The organism is Mesorhizobium sp. M0870, from assembly GCF_040319775.1.
Classification (GTDB): Bacteria; Pseudomonadota; Alphaproteobacteria; order Rhizobiales; family Rhizobiaceae; genus Mesorhizobium.
The window spans coordinates 58,138-75,193 of sequence record NZ_JAMYOI010000004.1; the positions used below are offsets into that span (position 1 = coordinate 58,138).

17 protein-coding genes and 1 tRNA gene are annotated in these 17,056 nt (G+C 62.8%); 8 read left to right on the forward strand and 10 right to left on the reverse strand.

Annotation, left to right across the window (positions count from 1 at the left end; translation table 11 throughout):
- Positions 1 to 33: 33 nt before the first annotated feature.
- Positions 34 to 882, reverse strand: a complete 849-nt coding sequence (gene cysE, locus NKH97_RS06565) for a serine O-acetyltransferase (RefSeq protein ID WP_013531333.1) — start codon at positions 880 to 882, stop codon at positions 34 to 36.
- A 147-nt stretch (positions 883 to 1,029) separates the two neighbouring features.
- Here cysE and NKH97_RS06570 point away from each other — a divergent pair, with 147 nt between their 5' ends.
- A complete protein-coding gene (locus NKH97_RS06570; protein ID WP_352439923.1) occupies positions 1,030 to 1,632 on the forward strand; it encodes an HD domain-containing protein in 603 nt (200 codons plus the stop codon).
- Between the two features lie 33 nt (positions 1,633 to 1,665).
- Here the strand turns inward: NKH97_RS06570 and NKH97_RS06575 are convergent, their stop codons facing one another.
- The 3 genes from NKH97_RS06575 to NKH97_RS06585 are packed head-to-tail and all read right to left on the reverse strand — an operon-like array spanning position 1,666 to position 3,635.
- Entirely contained in the window at positions 1,666 to 2,433 is a 768-nt protein-coding gene (locus NKH97_RS06575) for an alpha/beta fold hydrolase (RefSeq protein WP_352439922.1), read from the reverse strand.
- A gap of 20 nt (positions 2,434 to 2,453) precedes the next feature.
- Positions 2,454 to 3,014: a DUF192 domain-containing protein gene (locus NKH97_RS06580; RefSeq protein WP_352439921.1), complete on the reverse strand. Its 561-nt coding sequence runs from the start codon at positions 3,012 to 3,014 to the stop codon at positions 2,454 to 2,456.
- Between the two features lie 24 nt (positions 3,015 to 3,038).
- Positions 3,039 to 3,635 (reverse strand): cold-shock protein, encoded by a 597-nt coding sequence (locus tag NKH97_RS06585; protein ID WP_502897069.1) that lies wholly within the window; start codon positions 3,633 to 3,635, stop codon positions 3,039 to 3,041.
- A 217-nt stretch (positions 3,636 to 3,852) separates the two neighbouring features.
- Here NKH97_RS06585 and NKH97_RS06590 point away from each other — a divergent pair, with 217 nt between their 5' ends.
- Together NKH97_RS06590 and NKH97_RS06595 are read left to right on the forward strand one after the other, a co-directional pair.
- Positions 3,853 to 4,293: a VOC family protein gene (locus NKH97_RS06590; RefSeq protein ID WP_352439918.1), complete on the forward strand. Its 441-nt coding sequence runs from the start codon at positions 3,853 to 3,855 to the stop codon at positions 4,291 to 4,293.
- Positions 4,294 to 4,424: 131 nt separating this feature from the next.
- Positions 4,425 to 4,718, forward strand: a complete 294-nt coding sequence (locus NKH97_RS06595) for a DUF2218 domain-containing protein (protein WP_352439917.1) — start codon at positions 4,425 to 4,427, stop codon at positions 4,716 to 4,718.
- 58 nt (positions 4,719 to 4,776) lie between these two features.
- Here NKH97_RS06595 and NKH97_RS06600 read toward each other — a convergent pair whose 3' ends face one another.
- Both NKH97_RS06600 and ilvA read right to left on the reverse strand, forming a co-directional pair.
- On the reverse strand, positions 4,777 to 5,337 hold the full coding sequence (locus tag NKH97_RS06600; RefSeq protein WP_352439916.1) for a DUF1697 domain-containing protein: 561 nt from the start codon (positions 5,335 to 5,337) through the stop codon (positions 4,777 to 4,779).
- A gap of 15 nt (positions 5,338 to 5,352) precedes the next feature.
- Positions 5,353 to 6,609, reverse strand: a complete 1,257-nt coding sequence (gene ilvA, locus NKH97_RS06605; protein ID WP_352795817.1) for a threonine ammonia-lyase IlvA — start codon at positions 6,607 to 6,609, stop codon at positions 5,353 to 5,355.
- A gap of 465 nt (positions 6,610 to 7,074) precedes the next feature.
- On the opposite strand from ilvA, the gene NKH97_RS06610 reads away from it, so the two are divergent.
- On the forward strand, positions 7,075 to 8,148 hold the full coding sequence (locus NKH97_RS06610) for an alpha/beta hydrolase (RefSeq protein WP_023812164.1): 1,074 nt from the start codon (positions 7,075 to 7,077) through the stop codon (positions 8,146 to 8,148).
- A 143-nt stretch (positions 8,149 to 8,291) separates the two neighbouring features.
- Entirely contained in the window at positions 8,292 to 9,455 is a 1,164-nt protein-coding gene (locus NKH97_RS06615; protein ID WP_352795819.1) for an alpha/beta hydrolase, read from the forward strand.
- Positions 9,456 to 9,480: 25 nt separating this feature from the next.
- Here the strand turns inward: NKH97_RS06615 and ade are convergent, their stop codons facing one another.
- Positions 9,481 to 11,289, reverse strand: a complete 1,809-nt coding sequence (gene ade / locus NKH97_RS06620; protein ID WP_352439915.1) for an adenine deaminase — start codon at positions 11,287 to 11,289, stop codon at positions 9,481 to 9,483.
- A gap of 148 nt (positions 11,290 to 11,437) precedes the next feature.
- On the opposite strand from ade, the gene NKH97_RS06625 reads away from it, so the two are divergent.
- The 3 genes from NKH97_RS06625 to NKH97_RS06635 all read left to right on the forward strand — a co-directional run bounded on the left by NKH97_RS06625 (position 11,438) and on the right by NKH97_RS06635 (position 13,415).
- Entirely contained in the window at positions 11,438 to 12,289 is an 852-nt protein-coding gene (locus NKH97_RS06625; RefSeq protein ID WP_352439914.1) for an alpha/beta fold hydrolase, read from the forward strand.
- A 93-nt stretch (positions 12,290 to 12,382) separates the two neighbouring features.
- A complete protein-coding gene (locus NKH97_RS06630; RefSeq protein ID WP_352439913.1) occupies positions 12,383 to 13,048 on the forward strand; it encodes an outer membrane protein in 666 nt (221 codons plus the stop codon).
- Positions 13,049 to 13,329: 281 nt separating this feature from the next.
- Positions 13,330 to 13,415: transfer RNA gene (locus tag NKH97_RS06635), tRNA-Leu, on the forward strand.
- A gap of 240 nt (positions 13,416 to 13,655) precedes the next feature.
- Here the strand turns inward: NKH97_RS06635 and NKH97_RS06640 are convergent.
- The 3 genes from NKH97_RS06640 to NKH97_RS06650 are packed head-to-tail and all read right to left on the reverse strand — an operon-like array spanning position 13,656 to position 16,830.
- The gene (locus tag NKH97_RS06640) at positions 13,656 to 15,104 is read right to left on the reverse strand and encodes an aromatic amino acid lyase (protein ID WP_023812169.1); all 1,449 of its coding nucleotides are present in this window, start codon (positions 15,102 to 15,104) and stop codon (positions 13,656 to 13,658) included.
- Between the two features lie 26 nt (positions 15,105 to 15,130).
- Entirely contained in the window at positions 15,131 to 15,715 is a 585-nt protein-coding gene (locus tag NKH97_RS06645) for a GDYXXLXY domain-containing protein (RefSeq protein WP_352439912.1), read from the reverse strand.
- A complete protein-coding gene (locus NKH97_RS06650; RefSeq protein ID WP_352609627.1) occupies positions 15,712 to 16,830 on the reverse strand; it encodes a DUF2157 domain-containing protein in 1,119 nt (372 codons plus the stop codon). The genes NKH97_RS06645 and NKH97_RS06650 overlap by 4 nt, the downstream gene beginning before the upstream one ends.
- Positions 16,831 to 17,056: the final 226 nt, after the last annotated feature.

The following is a 17,056-nucleotide window of genomic DNA, read 5'->3' on the forward strand; positions in this document are numbered from 1 at the left end:
GGAATTCGACAGCAGACGGCGGCGCCGTGAAAATCAGATGTCGAAACTGACGACCTGATCCATCGTCTGCGACGGTAGAAGCTGGTCCATCTGGCGCGACGGCTGATCGCAGCCGGTCTCGCCGACGACGCGGGCCGGCACGCCGGCAACCGTCTTGTTGTGCGGCACCGGCGACAGCACCACCGAGCCGGCCGCGATCTTCGAGCAATGGCCGATTTCGATGTTACCGAGGATCTTGGCGCCGGCGCCGATCAGCACGCCATAGCGGATCTTGGGGTGGCGGTCGCCGCCGGCCTTGCCGGTGCCGCCCAGCGTCACGCCATGCAGGATCGACACGTCGTCCTCGATGACCGCGGTCTCGCCGACCACGAGGCCGGTGGCGTGGTCGATGAAGATGCCCTTGCCGATGCGGGCGGCCGGGTTGATGTCGGTCTGGAAGACCGAGGACGAGCGGCTCTGCAGGTAGAGCGCGAAATCCTTGCGCCCCTGGTTCCACAGCCAATGCGCCAGCCGATGGGTCTGGATGGCGTGGAAACCCTTGAAATAGAGCACAGGCATGATGAAGCGGTCGCAAGCCGGATCGCGATCGTAATAGGCCTGGATGTCGACACGCACCGTCGTCGGCCACTCCTTGTCGTCGGCCAGCATGGACTTGAAGGTCTGGCGGATGAGATCGGAGCCGATGTCCTGGTGCGCCAGCCGCTCGGCCAGCCGATGAATGACCGCCTCCTCCAGGCTGTCCTGGTTGAGGATGGTCGAATAAAGGAATGCAGCGAGCAGCGGATCGCGGTTGACAGCCTCCATGGCCTCGTCGCGGATCGAACGCCAGATCGGATCGACCGGCTTCAATGCGCTGTGTCGGGAAATGCTGATGCTGTTCATCGCCGTCTGGTCCTGCGTCCTGCCTGGCTTGCCTGTAGTGCTTGCCTGTTGCCTGGCCGCACATATAAGCCAGATCATAGCACGATTGAACTCAATTTTCCTTAGTGCTTTGTCAAATGGATTTGGTTCGCGGGAATTCAAGCAGCCATGGAAAACGAACCCTTGATCGACGACGCGCTGAAAAGCGAGCTTTCGGCTCTCTACCGGGCGCCAGGCCGCCACTATCACAACCTTTCCCATATCGAGGCAATGCTGGCGCTCGCTGGCGACTGTCGAGAATTGCTCGGCGACCCCGAGGCGATCGAAGCGGCGATCTGGTTCCACGATGCCATCTACGACAGCAAGGCCAAGGACAATGAGGCGCAAAGTGCGGCCCTTGCCGAGAAAGAGCTGGCGGGCCGCGCGGATCCTTCACGTCTCGACCGCATCTCGGCAATGATCGTCGCCACCGCCACGCACCAGGTGCCGCCGTTCGACGACGCGGCGGCCACACGGGACGCAAGTCTTTTTCTGGATATGGACCTGTCGATCCTGGGAGCCGCGCCGGACGCCTTCGACGCCTATGAGCGCGCCGTGCGGCGCGAGTATCACTGGGTGGAGGAGCCGATGTGGCGAGCCGGACGCAGTGCGGTGCTGAAGAATTTCCTCGCCCGCCCACACATTTTCCACACCGAGGAATTCCGGCAACGCTTTGAACGGCAGGCCCGGGAAAACATGGCGCGGTCGCTGGCGGCTCTCACCACAGGCTGAGGGCAGTCACGTCCCGCGTCCCTCGCCGTCCGCTCAGAGCGGATTCTCGGCATAGAACTCCAGCACGCGCTGCTTGAAGGTCTTGTCCCCGACGGCCAGCATATGATCCCGGCCCTCGATGTGAAAGGCGCTGGCGTTCGGCATCAACGCTGCAAGCTCGTCGGGCGAGCCGCCAATGTCGTCGGTGGTTCCGACGGCGACAAGCGTCGGCTGGGCGATGCGCGCGATATCCTGCTCGCTCAGCAATTCGCGCGATTTGGCGATGCAAGCGGCCAAGGCACGGCGATCGCTGCGGGTCTGGTCGGCGAAGGCGCGAAACGACCGGCCGCGCGGATGGCTGGTGGCGGCCGGATCATCGGCAAGCAGGGCGGCGGCGATCGGATCCCAATCGCCGACACCGTCGACCATGCCGATGCCGAGACCGCCGAAGACCAGCGTCGCCACCTTGTCCGGATCGGACAGCGCCATGAACGCCGCGATGCGGGCGCCCATCGAATAACCCATGACATGGGCGCGCCCGATGCCGAGATGGCCGAGCAAGGCAGCGGCATCGGAAGCCATCTTGACCGGCGTGTAGTCGGCCTCCTCATAGCTCTTCGACGACGAGCCGTGGCCGCGATTGTCGAAGGCGATGGCGCGGTAACCGGCATCGTTCAGCGTCTTGAACCAGCCGGGCGACACCCAGTTGACATAATGGCTCGAAGCGAAGCCATGGATCATGAGCACCGGATCGCCTTCGCCCGATGCCGGCTGGCGGTCGAGGAAGGCAAGCTCGAAGCCGTCATGGGTGAAAAACTGCATCTGCGATCCCGCCTGTGTGCTCAACCGCCACCGCCATTCGGCGCATCGCTATTGTCGGCTGGTGGCATGCCGGGGCCGGATACCGTGTCCACGGCCGGGTGGCGCAAAAGGTCGCCATACTCGATGCCGTTCCTGGCGGCAGTGCCGGCCTTGAGCTCGAGCACGAAGCGCACCGGCACGCCGGGCGAGATGACGGCGTCCGATTGCGGCTCGCCGTGCTTGACCGCCCGGATCTTGCCATCCTGGCCGACGAAAATCAGATCAAGCGGCATTGGCGTGTTGTGCATCCAGAAGCCAACCTGCTGCTGGACCTCGAAGACGAACAGCATGCCGTGGTTGTCCGCCATGTCCTGGCGGTACATCAAGCCGGCCTCGCGCTCCGCAGCGGTGTCGGCGACTTCGATGGAAAAAGAGCGATCACCGCCTTTCGTCACCACGACCAATGGCGCCGGATCGGCCGGAAGGATCATCGCCCGGCTGTCCGCCGAGGTCGGCTTTTCGGAATAGAAGTAACCACCGGCGGCGGCGATGAAGGCAATCGCGCACATCGCGCCCGCGGTCAGCCAGTTCCTGTAAGCCATTCGAGATCCTCGGCCGGAAACGCCCTAGTGCGACACCGGCAAGGTCCCCATATCGGGGTGAATTTCGGCGGCCATAAGGCCTTTGTCGCCGCGCCCGAAACGAACCAGCACGACCTGTCCGGGCCGAAGCTCGGTGATACCGTAACGGCGCAAGGTTTCCATATGGACGAAGATGTCCTCGGTGCCCTCGCCGCGGGTGAGAAAACCAAACCCCTTGGTGCGGTTGAACCATTTCACCAAGGCGCGTTCGAGACCGCTCTCCGGCGTCACCGCGACATGGGTGCGCTGCTCCTGCATCTCGGCCGGGTGGACCGCGGTGGTGACGTCCATGGAGAGCACCCGGAAGGCCTGCAATCCGCGGTCGCCATGTTTGACGAGGCAGACCACGCGCGCGCCCTCCAGGGCCGTCTGAAAGCCGTCCTTTCGAAGACATGTCACATGGAGGAGGATGTCGCCCGAAATGCCGTCATCCGGGAGGATGAAACCATAGCCCTTGGCCACATCGAACCACTTGATGGCGCCGGCAATTTCGAGCAGGTCGGCGGCGTCGCCGCCTTCGTCACGCTGCAGGGCGTCGCCAAGGGGTCCGTCCCGCCCCATGAAAGAGGCCTTTTCCCCCATAAGAATGCCCCCTCTTTTCAAGAACACCGCGACTGATTCTTGACACTAGCTTAACACTGCGGCTTCCGGTGTGTGCAAGACCTGCCGTGCCTTTTTTCACGGTTCATTGGGGCAATACCGGATTTGTTCTTTGCCGGCATTGCGCGCTGCCGCATGATTGCCCTTTTACAGGGCCGACCCTATGTTGCACCGCAACGCAATTTATCGAGGAAATCACATGCGCTATCTGCACACCATGGTCCGCGTCGCCGACGTCGATGCCTCGCTTGATTTCTACTGCAACAAGCTCGGCCTCAAGGAGGTGCGCCGCTACGAAAACGAGCAAGGCCGCTTCACGCTGATCTTCCTCGCCGCATCGGAAGACGAGCAAAGCGGCATCGCCGACAAGGCGCCGCTAATCGAACTGACCTACAATTGGGATCCGGAAGACTACAAGGGCGGGCGCAATTTCGGCCACCTCGCCTATGAGGTCGACGACATCTACGCCACCTGCCAGCATCTGATGGACAACGGCGTCGTCATCAACCGGCCGCCGCGCGACGGCAACATGGCCTTCGTCAAGTCGCCGGACGGCATCTCGTTCGAGCTGCTGCAGAAGGGACCGGCGAAGCCCAAGGCCGAGCCCTGGGCCTCGATGCCGAACACCGGCACCTGGTAGCGATCACGCCATCTTGAATGGGGCGGCCACGCGGACCAGCCGGCCGCCTTTGCCGTTTTGATCGACGGCACCTATCTACCTGCCTATCGCGCCTGCCCGGCAAGGCCGGCGCTTACCAGGAGAATTCATCCATGCCGACCAGCCGTGCCGATGTCGCCACCGAACACGCCAGCCGTTATCTGCAACAGCTGTGCAAGCACTGGGCGCACAAATTTCCGGTCGAGTTCGATCCCACCCACGGCACCATCGATCTCTCAATGGGCCGCACAGTTCTGGACGCAGACGCGGGCGCCCTTCATATCGCGGTCACGACTGACGAGGGCGGCTCGCTCGAACGCCTGGAAAGCGTTGTCGCCGATCACATCAAGCGCTTTGCTTTCCGTGAAGAACTGGCCTTCGACTGGAAACCCGCGCCAGCGGCATAAGTGTTTGTTTGAGCATGATCTCTAGCGAAAACCGGTATCCACTTTTCGGGATCATGCTCTACTTCCCGCCGGCCTGAGCGGCCATTTCCAGCAGCGCCTGCACCGAGCGCCAGTTGCGCGCGGTGCCCGGCACTTTCAGCGTGCGCGGGATCAGTCCGGCAAACACCGATTTGCCCAGCCCGTCCGGCGCGTGCAGATAGAGCACATCGCCCTTGATCTCGAAGCGTTCGGGGCCGATGCATTTTTCGGCCAGCCGCGCCACCTCGTCGGCGGTCGGCTCGCGCTCCAGCACATAGGCGTGCAGCTTCGTGTGGTCCGCGGCAACTTCCGGATAGGGATTTTCGCTCACCAGCCGCTCGAACCACGAGAGATCACGCACCATGATGCGCGAATAAAAACCCCATTTCTTCTCGAAGGCTGCTTCGATCTGTTTCGTCAACGTGACCGCTTCGCCCTCTTTCCCCCGGAACACGGCATTGCCGCTCTGCACATAGGTGGCGACATCGGAGAAGCCGAGCCCCTCGAAGAACGACCGCAGCTCCGCCATCTTGACGATGCGATTGCCGCCGACATTGATGCCGGAAAACAGCGCGACGAAGATTTTTCCCGGCTCAATCATTTGATCTCCGATCGCTCATATGATGAACCCGGCCAGTGTCTCGTTGTCGGTGATGTCCTGATACTGGACGCCCTCGGCCTCGAACTTCGCCTTGAGCAGATCGAAATTGCGGCGGTCCCTGGTTTCGATGCCGATCAGCACCGAACCGAAATTGCGCGCCGATTTCTTCAGATATTCGAAACGGGCGATGTCGTCGTCGGGCCCGAGCAGTTCGAGGAAGTCGCGCAGCGCGCCGGGCCGTTGCGGAAAACGGATGATGAAGTATTTCTTCAGGCCCTCGAAGCGCAGCGCCCGTTCCTTGACGTCCGGCAGCCGCTCGAAATCGAAATTGCCGCCCGAAACCACGGCGACGATGGTCTTGCCCCTGATCTCCTTCTTGGAGAAATCCTTGAGCGCATCGATCGCCAGCGCGCCGGCCGGCTCCAGCACGACGCCTTCGACATTGAGCATCTCGATCATGGTGGCGCAGAGCCGGTTTTCCGGGATCAGTCGCACCGTGTCAGCTGGAAAATCCTTGAGATGACGCAACGGCTCGCGGCCGATCTCGGCCACCGCGGCGCCATCGACGAAATTGTCGACCTTGGCGAGTTTGAGCCGTTTTCCCGCCGCGAGGCTCTCGCGCAGGCTCGGCGCGCCGGCCGGTTCGCAGAAGACGAACCGTGCTTGCCTGCCCTGATCGGCGAAATAATGGGTGACGCCCGCGGCAAGTCCGCCACCGCCGACCGGCAGCATGACGATATCGGGCATGCGGGCGCCCGGCATCTGGTCTGCGATCTCGTAGGCGACGGTTGCCTGGCCCTCGATGATGTCCTTGTGATCGAAGGGTGGCACCATATAGGCGCCGGAACTGCCGGTGAATTCCAAGGCAGCGCGATAGCAGTCGTCGAAGAAATCGCCGACCAGTCTGATCTCGATGAAATCGCCGCCGAACAGCCTGGTCTTGTCGATCTTCTGCTGCGGCGTCGTCACCGGCATGAACACAACGCCTCGCCTGCCGAAATGGCGGCAGACGAAAGCAAAACCCTGCGCGTGGTTGCCGGCCGACGCGCAGACGAACAGTTCAGCCTCGTTGCCGGCCGCCAGTGTCTTGCGGAAGAAATTGAAGGCGCCGCGGATCTTGTAGGAGCGGACCGGCGACAGATCCTCGCGCTTCAACAGCACCCGCGCACCGGTCTTTTTCGACAGATAATCGTTTTCCTGCAGCGGCGTTTCAGGGAAGATCTGGCGGATCGCGGCCGCAGCGGCAGCAACACGGGAAGAGAAACTGTTCATCGGAAACCACCCTTGGGAAAGCCGCCTTGCGTTGCACGCTGTCCGCGGACCTCTATCATTGATCGGGTCGCGCACGTCGGTTGTTGAGCGCCCGGACAAGGTGCGGCGCGAGGCCGCGTATTGCATATCCGGCTACGCGGCGCCATCGTCCATCATGTGCGTCCTTCCGGGCGGAAATTTTGCGGAATACTTTCAGCTACTTGCGGGTGCATTCTAATGCCCCCTCGCACCGGGCGGCTTGAAATCGCTATCTCTGCGGGAATTGGAAGGCCGGCGGCGACGGCGCTTATTGCGCGGATCACGCAGGCGTTTTCCGCCATTTTGGCTTTCGCGCAACACTGCGATGCCCGCAGCGGGGCGCCGATCACATTTCGACTGGACATGACTTAGTTCTGCCGCACTCTGCCTGTCCGGGAGGTATCGTGAGGATAGACAGGCCTTTCGGCCGGAGTTGGAAATTCAGGCGTGCCTTTGAAGAAGATTTTTACCGTTGTCCTGGCCTTGTTCGTCGCCGGCTGCGCCGGCCAGCAAACACAGGAATTGCTGGGCAGCGCCATGGTGTCCGCGCCGGTGACGGAGATTGCCGGCAACCACTCGATCTTCATCGCCACGACGCGCAAGAAATCCGACGATCCCAACAAGGTTTTCGACGGCGAACGCTCGGCGACGCTGAACTATGCCCGCGTCAACGTCACCGTTCCGGGGCTTCACAAGACCGGCCAGATCGAGCGCCGCTCGCGCGGCAAGTCGGACGACCCGGCCAAATATTTCATGGCTTCCGAGGTCGTCGGCTACGACACGCAGCCGAAATTCTCCAGCGCGCTCAACGCCGACATCGCGGCGCGTGGCGGCCGCGTCATGGTCTTCGTGCATGGCTACAACACCGGCTTCGATGCCGCCGTCTATCGCCTGACCCAGATCGTCCATGATTCCGGCTATCCCGGCACACCAGTGCTGTTTTCCTGGGCATCGGGCGCCAGGACCACCGACTACGTCTATGACAAGGAAAGCGCCAGCGCTGCCCGCGACCAGTTGGAGGTGACGCTCAGGATGCTGGAGCAGTCCGGCGCGCGGCGCATCGACATCGTCGCGCATTCGCTCGGAACCTGGGTCACCATGGAAACGCTGCGCCAGATGGCCATCACCGGCGACCGCGACCTCGGCGGCAAGCTCGGCGACGTGGTGCTGGCCTCGCCCGACATCGATGTCGACGTGTTCAAGAGCCAGATGCGGCGCTATGGCAAGCCCGACAAGCCATTCATCCTGCTGTTGTCGGACGACGACCGCGCGCTGCGGCTCTCCGGCCTGATCGCCGGTTCACGGCCGCGCGTCGGCGACTACAAGGATGCCGCCGATCTTGCCTCCTATGGCGTGACGGTCGTCGACCTGTCCAAGGTCAAGGGATCGGACAGCTTCAACCATACGAAGTTCGCCGACAATCCGACGCTGGTGAAGATGATCGGACAGCGGCTGCGCGAGGATGACGGCTTTGCCAGCGACCGTGACGTGACCGATCGTATCGGCCTGCTTGGACAATAGATGCGGTCCCGCGGTTTTCGCCGTGCCTGTTCACCACTGCGGATGTATCGATTCACTTTGAACTGGACCGCGCCGGTCTCCGGCCTTATCGGAATAGCCAGCGACGTCATGCGTTTGACGTCCCCCTTTGCGGGAGCCGGCGTATGACCATGCGTTCGAAGAGTTATCTCGTCGTTGCATTGACGCTCGCTGTCACCGGCTGCGCCGGCGGGAAAACGCACGACCTGCTCAACAGGACGACGGTCACGGTGCCCGCTTCCGACATCGCGGCCACGCATGAGATCTTCGTCGCCACGACACGCCAGAGGGCAACAAAAGACCCGCGACAGGTGTTCGACGGCGATCGCTCGCTGACCACCAGCTTTGCCCGTGTCGACGTCACCGTCCCGAAAAACCATCAGGTCGGCGCCATCGAGCGGGCCAAGGGATCCGCGAACAGCAATCCGGCCAAGGATTTCACCGCCAAGGACGTCACCTTCTATGAAGGCGCGCCGCAATTCGCCAAGGCGGTCGGCGCCGACATTTCCATGCGCGGCGACCGTACGCTGGTTTTCGTGCACGGCTTCAACAACGGTTTCGACGACGGCATCTACCGGCTGACGCAGATCGCCCACGACACGAAATATCCCGGCACGCCGGTGCTGTTCTCGTGGGCTTCGAGCGGCAAGACCACGGGTTACATCTACGACAAGGAAAGCGCCAACGCAGCGCGCGACGACCTCGAGGCGACGCTCAGGATGCTGGCCAAGACCAAGGTCAAGAGCATCGACATCATCGCCCACTCGATGGGGACCTGGGTGACCATGGAGGCTCTGCGCCAGCTTGCCATCACCGGCGATCGCGATCTCGACGACAAACTCGGCTACGTCATCCTGGCCTCGCCCGACATCGATGTCGACGTCTTCAAGAAGCAGATGATCCGCTACGGCAAACCCGACAAGCCATTCGCCATCCTGCTCTCGGCGGATGACCGGGCTCTCAAGCTGTCCTCCCTGATCTCGGGCGACAAGCCGCGCGTCGGCGATTATGGCGATGCGGCGGACCTCGCCAGCTATGGCGTGTCGGTGGTCGATCTTTCCCAGGCCAAGGGCGGTGACCGCCTCAACCACGCCAAATTCGCCGACAACCCGATGCTGGTGCAACTGCTGGGCGACCGGCTGCGGGCGCCTGCCGGCCTTGCCTCGGACGAGCCCGTCCCGACTCAGCTGAACAATCTCGGCCAGGGCCTCGGAAAGGCCGTCGGCTCGGTCGCCGAGATCGTCATCACCACGCCGTTCAAGGTGCTGACCATCGCCACCGGCGGGTGAACCGGCCGAGCGCAGACGGCTGATCTCAAACGAAAAGATCAACCTTCTGGAACGTCGTCACGTCGATCAGGCCGACATCGGAAATCCTGAGTTCGGGAATGACGACCAGCGCCAGCAGCGAGTGCTGCATGTAGGCGTTGTTCAGCGAACAGCCCATCTTGCGCATCGCCTCGGTGAGCTTCTCGGCCTTGGCCGCGACGATTTCCGCCCGCTCGTCCGACATCAGCCCGGCGATCGGCATTTCGACCAGCGCCAGTTCCTTGCCCTTGGAGAACAGCACGACGCCGCCGCCGATCGCACCCAGGCGATTGACGGCCAGCGCCATGTCCTGCTTGTTGGTGCCGACGCAGATGATGTGATGGGCGTCATGCGCGACGCTGGACGCCATGGCGCAGTCGCCCATATAGCCGAAGCCGGAAACGAAGGCGTTGGTGACGCCGCCCGTGCCCCGGTGGCGCTCGACCAGCGCGATCTGGCAGATGTCGTTGCGGCGGTCCATGGCGACCAGCCCGTCCTCGACCGGCAGATCGGCCTCCAGCGCGCGCGTCGGCGCCTGGTTCTCGATGACGCCGATGACGCGCACCCGCACCTCGTTGGCGCCTTTGGGAGCAACGATATCGAAGTCGCCGCCCTTCAGCTTCTTGCCAAGCTTGACGGTGTTCTTCGCCGTCTTCGGGTAATCATAGGCCGGAATATCGATTTCGAGCTTGCCGCCCTTGGCCAGCCTGACGCCGCGTGCATAGACCTCGTCGATGGTCATTGCGGCGAGATCCGAGACGATCAGCAGGTCGGCCAGCCGGCCCGGCGCGATCGAACCGATCTCGCGCTCCAGTCTGAAATGCTGGGCGGTGTTGAGCGTCGCCATCTGGATCGCCGTCACCGGCTTCAAGCCTTGGCTGATGGCGTGGCGCACCACGCGGTCCATATGGCCTTCCTGGACCAGCGTGCCGGAATGGCTGTCGTCGGTGCACAGGATGAAATTGCGCGGGTCGATGCCGCTCTCCGTCACCGCCTTGATCTGCGAGGCGACGTCGTACCAGGCCGAGCCCAGCCGCAGCATCGCCTTCATGCCTTGGCGCACCCGGGCAATGGCGTCCTCGGCGCGTGTGCCCTCATGGTCGTCCTCGGGGCCGCCGGCGACATAGCCATGGAACGGCAGGCCGAGATCGCGCGAGGCATAGTGGCCGCCGACCGTCTTGCCTGCATGAACCGTCGCCGCGATCTCGCCCGACATGACAGGATCATTGGCGGCGACACCGGGAAAATTCATCACTTCGCCCAGGCCGATAATGTTTTCCCAGGTCATCGCCTCCTCGACATCGGCGACCGTCAGCTCGGCGCCGGCATGTTCCAGCCCCGGCGCCGAAGGCACGCAGGACGGCATCTGCACATGCACGTTGATGGGCATGGCGACCGCTTCGTCATGCATCAGCCGCACGCCGGGCAGACCCAGAACATTGGCGATCTCGTGCGGGTCGATGAACATCGAGGTGGTGCCGTGCGGAATGACGGCACGGCAGAACTCGGTCACCGTCACCATGCCGCTTTCGACATGCATGTGCGCGTCGCAGAGACCGGGCACCAGATAGCGCCCGCCGGCGTCGACCACCGTGGTGCCCTGCCCGATGGCATGGCTGGCATTGGGCCCGCAATAAGCGAAGCGCCCGCCGGCAATGGCGATGTCGGTGCCGGCGATGATCTCGCCCGAATGGACGTTCACCCAGCGGCCGTTGCGCACGACCAGGTCAGCGGGCTTCCGCCCCATGGCGACATCGACCAGATGTGTCGCCATCTCGGTCCACGGTCTGGGTTTTGTGGGCGTTGCTTTCGTCATTGGCGATTCCTCGGTTACGGCCAGTCTCGCAAACGTCGGCGGGCGCCGCCAGAGCCGTCGGTCCGACACGCCGCGCAGGCCGGGCTTGTTGACTAATCCGGCTGGAAGGCGATGCTGACCGCGGACCGAACCATATGAGGGAAAAAACATGACCCGTTTTTGGAAAGTGTTCGCCATCGTCATCTTGTTCGCCGCTTCGAGCGCTTTTGCCGCCGCCGAGGAACGTTGGCAGACCTTGCCGGAGCCTGCGGCCATGCCCAAACCCGATCAGAGCGGATATGCGCCGGTGAACGGCATCCAGATGTACTACGCCGTTTTCGGCGCGGGCGACCCGGTGCTCCTCATTCACGGCGGCCTCGGCCACGCCGACATCTGGGCCAGCCAGGTGGCCACGCTTTCCAAGACGCACAAGGTGATCGTCGCCGACAGCCGTGGCCACGGCCGCTCCACCCGCACCGAGCAGCCCTATGGCTATGACTTGATGGCGTCGGACTATCTGGCGCTGCTCGATTACCTGAAGATCGACAAGATCGCGCTCGTCGGCTGGAGCGACGGCGGCATCATCGGTATCGACATCGCGCTGCATCATCCGGAGCGGCTGACAAGGCTGTTTGCGCAAGCCGCCAACGTAACCACCGACGGCGTCGATCCGGGCGTGATGACCAACAAGACCTTTGCCGCCTACATCGACCGCTCCGGCCGCGACTACAAGAAGATGTCGAAAACACCGGACCAGTATGACGCCTTCGTGGCGCAGATGAGCCATATGTGGGAGACCGAGCCGGCGTGGACCAAGGAGCAGCTCGCTGAGATAACCACGCCGACGGCGATCGTTGCCGGCGACCATGACGAAGCGATCAAGCGCGAACACACCGAATATATCGCCTCCGCCATCCCGGGCGCGAAGCTGATTATCCTGCCCAACGCCAGTCATTTCGCCATGCTGCAAGCGCCGGATGAATATAACCAGGCTGTGCTGGACTTCATCGACGACAAATAGAGGATTCTGTGCGGCGACAGGGGGATTGCGATTGCGGCGAATGCGGTTATCCTTCTGGCGAGGATCTTTCTGAATCGTCATTTGGGGAGTTCGATGCGTCGACTGATAGTCGCAAGTGCCGGTTTTCTCGCCGTTCTGGCCGTGCCGGCTTTTGCAGCCGACCCAACGGTCGACGTGCCTATGACCGCGCCCGGCTTCGACTGGACCGGCTACTACGCTGGTCTGCAGGCCGGCTATGGCTGGGGCCAATCCGATATATCGGTGACAGAAGGCGCGCCGTTTTCCATCGCGCCCGACATTGACGGCGGTTTTGTCGGCGGCCATGTCGCAGGCCTGTTGCAGTTCAACCAGGCGGTGCTCGGCGCCGAGGCGGACCTCAACTATTCCTCGGTCGGCGGCACGACGGTATCGGCGCTGGGAAGCACATTCGGCACCGACATCAAGTGGTTCGGGTCGGTCAACGCCAAGGCCGGCTACGCCATGGATCGCCTGCTGGTCTACGGCATTGGCGGCGTCGCCTTTGCCGGCATCGAAACATCGCAAGTCGCGGGTCCGGCGTTCGCCAGCACGCGCACGAATGTCGGCTGGACCGTGGGTGCCGGCGTCGACTACGCGTTGACCGACAAGTTCGTCGTCGGCGCACAGTATCGCTACTATGATTTCGGCTCCGAGCACTACGACGTGGCGGAACCCTTCAACGATCGCGATCAGAACGTGAAGCTCAACACGGTAGGCATCAATTTGAGCTACAAGTTCTGAGCAGGGCCACAATCGCGACGCTGCCGGACCAGGCAACCACTCAAAGGCTCTTTCATGGAAGGGTGGCCGACGCTCCCAGTGGGCGGGGGGAATGGGTTGGGCCTGAGAGGCGCCGGCCTTGGCAGATCAAATCCACCACACGCATCCTACCATTACCCGCCCCGCCGATAATTCCGTGATCGCGCCAGTATCATCAAGTCGCCCCGTCTGTTTGCACGTTCGTCGAACGCTCAACAACATGACTTGACGGCCTGTGTCAGGCGTCTGAAAAGGGCTGGCCTGCGGACGTGGCGGAATTGGTAGACGCAAGGGACTTAAAATCCCTCGATCTCTGATCGTACGGGTTCGATTCCCGTCGTCCGCACCAGCCTTCGCTCTTCGAGCTTCGAGTGGCGAGCCACCTGAAGCTCGTTAGTGCATGTCGCCCAAAGTGACCTCGGTTTTGGGAGAGCGACATGCACAAAGACAAAGACCTGAAGCGGGTCGCCTGAAGGCGCGACACCGCTTAGACAAAGGAGCGTCCTCCGAAGCCTTGGCCAAGGAGGACCGGTTCGAATTTCATCCGTTCAGGCGCACCAATTTCACCAGCCAGGGCTTGTTGGCATCTCTACGCCTCGAACACTTTCTGTGTGAACCATTCCGCCAGCCTGGCAAGCTCAGGCCCCAGCACACGATCGGCACCGACAGGCGGCACGATAGCTCTGATTTGATCGACGAAGGAGCGCAGTGCCGGCGGCGGCGTCCGTTCGGTGACGTGCAGCGCCTGCGAGGCGATCATCGCCAGCATCGCCATGGCGGCATCGACGCAGCGGCCGGCGGTCGCTTCCTTGGTCCATGCGAAGAATGCCGTCGTGGCGACGTCGTCCTGCCCCGCACCGGCCGATTCCGTGCCCGGAATGAAGGTACGTTGCGCCGCCAGCTTGGCCTGCTCGAGATAGCCGGTGATCGCCATCGGCACGTAGCCGACATTGCCGTGGCCATCGCTGTCGGCCGAGTGTCGTCCGGTCATCAGAAGATCGGGCAGCAGCGACACCTTGCCGTTGAGCAGCTTGGAGGCGTGGCGATCACAAAGCAGGCAGATGTCGGCCCATATCGCCGCCAGATCATCCAGCGCCGGCGTCGCCATGGCGTTGTGATAGCCGCCGGTCGAGATGCAGCGGCCGAGCGGATGTGCATCTTCGGGCGGGATATAGACCGGATTGTCCGATATAGAGGCCAGCGACACATTGGCTGCCCGCTCGGCCGACGACAGCGCACGATGCGCCTGGCCGAGGACGCGCGGCACGATGCGGTAGCTGACCGGCGCCTGATAATTGCGTCGCCCATCGCCGGCGCCAACCAGAAATTCCCGCAAACCCTGCAGGGCCGCGGCCTCATGCTCATCACCCCAGAGCGTATCGAGGGCGGCGTCATAGTGTTCGAGCGGGGCGCGAAACGCCTCGATCGACAGCGCGAACACTTTTTGCGCCATGCGGATCCGGCGGCGCGCCGCGAGCGCCGCGTCCGCTACGAGGGCTGCAGCGCAGGGCGAGCCGTTGATCAGCGAGCCGCGTTCCTTGACCTCGAGATCGAAGCGCGTCGAAAGCTCGGCAAACAGCGGATAGAGCGCCAGGATTTCGCCGGCGCCGCCCTGGCCCGAGGCCGGCACTGTTGGCATCGGCCCACCATTGAGCATTGCGGCCACGGCAAGCGCGATGCGTGGCGAGGTGGCGGCGTTGCCCTCGATGAAGTTCGTCAGGCGGGCAAGCACGATCGCCCTGACCACGCGATCCGGCAAGGGATCGCCGAACGAGGTGGCGGCGGCAAACGCCTTGATGCGCGCATGGCGATCCCGCTCGTCGAGTTCGAGCTTGCGGCTCGCCAGCTCTCCCATGGCGGTGGTGACGCCATAGATGACCGGTGGCGGATCGGATTCAATCAGCCTGAGAAACGAGGCGCGGCATTCGGCGATGCGCTGCAAGGCCTTCTCGTCGATGTCCACCGTGTCCTTCTTCCAGGCGACGCGGAAAACAGTGTCGAGGTTGATGTCCTCACGCGTCGACAGGCTAACTGGCATGTTTCACACCACTGCAAATAAGGGACTTAGTAGAGTGGTTCCTCGAACAGCGTCTTGTCGCCGTCCACCAGCGCCTTGATCTGCGCGGTGCCGTCGCCGGCGAGCGCAAGACGGATGCCGAATGGCCGCACCCGCATGTCGTTCTGGATCGCCATCCCCTCGCCTTCCGGCAGATAGAAGCGTTCGATGCCATAGTCCGGCGCGATGGTCATCCCTTCGCCGCGAAGATCCCAGCCCTCGGCGATGTGGCCTAAAATATCGGCCTCGTCCGCAGCGGCCGGCTTCGGCGCCTTGCCGAACCAGGCTGTCGTCGGCTGCCAATAGCCGTCGGAGCCCTTCTTCAGGCGCACGACAATCGAGGTGTCGTCGCTGGAAAACTTGTCGGGCGGAATGTTGGCGATCATTTTCACCGGTATGCGCGAAATATCGTAGCCCAGGATAATATAATCGCCGCGCAGGAGGTCGCGCGGATCGACGGGCTCGATCTTCAGAAGCACCTCTTTGCCGTTGCGCAGGATCGCCGCGCGGCCGGCGATGATCCAGCTCAGGAAGCCGATCTGGACGAGCGCCAGCAGCAGTGCCGAGATGACAAGCCTTTTCCCGGTGATCATGCCGTGGCTCCTTTGGCATCTGGACCTTTCATACGCTTTTCCACGCGGATGATGACGATCGCAAGGATGCCGAGCAGCACTGCGGCGGCCAGGAAGAAGCCGGCTGTATCGAGCATCGATTGCAAGGTCACCACATAGATGATGGCGAGTTCGAAGGCGAAGCCAAGATAGGCAAACCAGCGCAGCCCACGGCTTTCCCGTCCTGCCAGCACGATTGCGGCGACAATGCCGGCAAGCGCGATCACCGAAGCGAGGGCAAAACCGCTGTTGTAGGTGCTCTCGTCGGCGAGTTCGAACTGGATCATTGCGAGGCCGGTGAGGAAGCCGAGCAGTGCGTGCAAGGGCAAGCGGCCGCCGAGCTGCACGACCCGGTCGACCGGATCCGGCGCGAAGACCGAGGCCGCGAACAGCAGCGCCGAGACGACGACCAGCGGGATAGCCACCTGCAGCGTGTCGTGGTTGGTGACGAGCAGCACAAGATAGAACAGAACCGACAGGATGATCAGGTGGCGCGCCGCCTGGCTGCGGGTCCAGAACGATACGGCAAACAGCACGATCGCCATGATCACGAAGGCATGCGGAAATTCGCTGCGGCTGTAGTAGTCGAAGCCTTTGAGGAACAGCCAGGCATCGGCGATGCCGACCGAAGCGACCGTCAGCGGATTCGAACGCAGCGCAACCGCCGCCAGCGCCGTGCCGGCGCCCCAGGTGACCAGAGCAGACGCCTCGTCGCCCGAGAGATGATACATCTGGCCGATCAGCGCGATCGAGCCGCCGAAAGCCGCGGCCGCCACGATCCACAGCGCTTCGCCGAGCGCCGGATGGTCGCGGGTCTTCAGCACCGCGCCCCCGACATAGCCGCCGAGGATGACGGCAAACAGTGCCGCCACGCGTGCCAGGCGCGGGATCGCGTCCCAGTTGGCGGCGACGAAAATCAGGATGGCGGCGCCGAACAGCAAGGCGGCCATCATTGCCAGGATAGAGCCGAAGCTAAGCGACTCGCGCGCGTTGGCCTCGACATTGCACGAAAGCGAATCGGCTGTGGCGGCGTCGATCAGCCCGGCCTGCAGCCAGCGCGCGATATCCGCCCTGACCCGCGACGAATAGCTCGCCATGCTGTGTCTCCCCCACGTTTGGTCTTTTTTCAGCCGATCCGGTCAAATCGTTGACGCGGCGGCATTTTCCGATTCGGGTTTCTTTGTGTCAGGTCCGTGAACGCCCGTTAATGCTGCATTGCACAATTTGCATTGCTGCCATGCAGCCATAGCGCTTTTAAATCGATATGGGTCCGCCTATTTATAGTTCGTACACAAACGGAATGATCCGCAAGAAAGACGAAAC

What these genes read in the sequence shown, in the direction of transcription:
- NKH97_RS06615 (WP_352795819.1), top strand. Translation starts at nt 8,292, where the DNA reads ATGACCATGCGTTCGAAGAGTTATCTCGTCGTTGCATTGACGCTCGCT.
- NKH97_RS06640 (WP_023812169.1), bottom strand. Translation starts at nt 15,104, where the DNA reads ATGCCAGTTAGCCTGTCGACGCGTGAGGACATCAACCTCGACACTGTT.
- NKH97_RS06575 (WP_352439922.1), bottom strand. Translation starts at nt 2,433, where the DNA reads ATGCAGTTTTTCACCCATGACGGCTTCGAGCTTGCCTTCCTCGACCGC.
- NKH97_RS06625 (WP_352439914.1), top strand. Translation starts at nt 11,438, where the DNA reads ATGACCCGTTTTTGGAAAGTGTTCGCCATCGTCATCTTGTTCGCCGCT.
- cysE (WP_013531333.1), bottom strand. Translation starts at nt 882, where the DNA reads ATGAACAGCATCAGCATTTCCCGACACAGCGCATTGAAGCCGGTCGAT.
- NKH97_RS06630 (WP_352439913.1), top strand. Translation starts at nt 12,383, where the DNA reads ATGCGTCGACTGATAGTCGCAAGTGCCGGTTTTCTCGCCGTTCTGGCC.
- ilvA (WP_352795817.1), bottom strand. Translation starts at nt 6,609, where the DNA reads ATGAACAGTTTCTCTTCCCGTGTTGCTGCCGCTGCGGCCGCGATCCGC.
- NKH97_RS06595 (WP_352439917.1), top strand. Translation starts at nt 4,425, where the DNA reads ATGCCGACCAGCCGTGCCGATGTCGCCACCGAACACGCCAGCCGTTAT.
- NKH97_RS06645 (WP_352439912.1), bottom strand. Translation starts at nt 15,715, where the DNA reads ATGATCACCGGGAAAAGGCTTGTCATCTCGGCACTGCTGCTGGCGCTC.
- NKH97_RS06650 (WP_352609627.1), bottom strand. Translation starts at nt 16,830, where the DNA reads ATGGCGAGCTATTCGTCGCGGGTCAGGGCGGATATCGCGCGCTGGCTG.
- NKH97_RS06580 (WP_352439921.1), bottom strand. Translation starts at nt 3,014, where the DNA reads ATGGCTTACAGGAACTGGCTGACCGCGGGCGCGATGTGCGCGATTGCC.
- NKH97_RS06570 (WP_352439923.1), top strand. Translation starts at nt 1,030, where the DNA reads ATGGAAAACGAACCCTTGATCGACGACGCGCTGAAAAGCGAGCTTTCG.
- NKH97_RS06585 (WP_502897069.1), bottom strand. Translation starts at nt 3,635, where the DNA reads ATGGGGGAAAAGGCCTCTTTCATGGGGCGGGACGGACCCCTTGGCGAC.
- NKH97_RS06590 (WP_352439918.1), top strand. Translation starts at nt 3,853, where the DNA reads ATGCGCTATCTGCACACCATGGTCCGCGTCGCCGACGTCGATGCCTCG.
- ade (WP_352439915.1), bottom strand. Translation starts at nt 11,289, where the DNA reads ATGACGAAAGCAACGCCCACAAAACCCAGACCGTGGACCGAGATGGCG.
- NKH97_RS06600 (WP_352439916.1), bottom strand. Translation starts at nt 5,337, where the DNA reads ATGATTGAGCCGGGAAAAATCTTCGTCGCGCTGTTTTCCGGCATCAAT.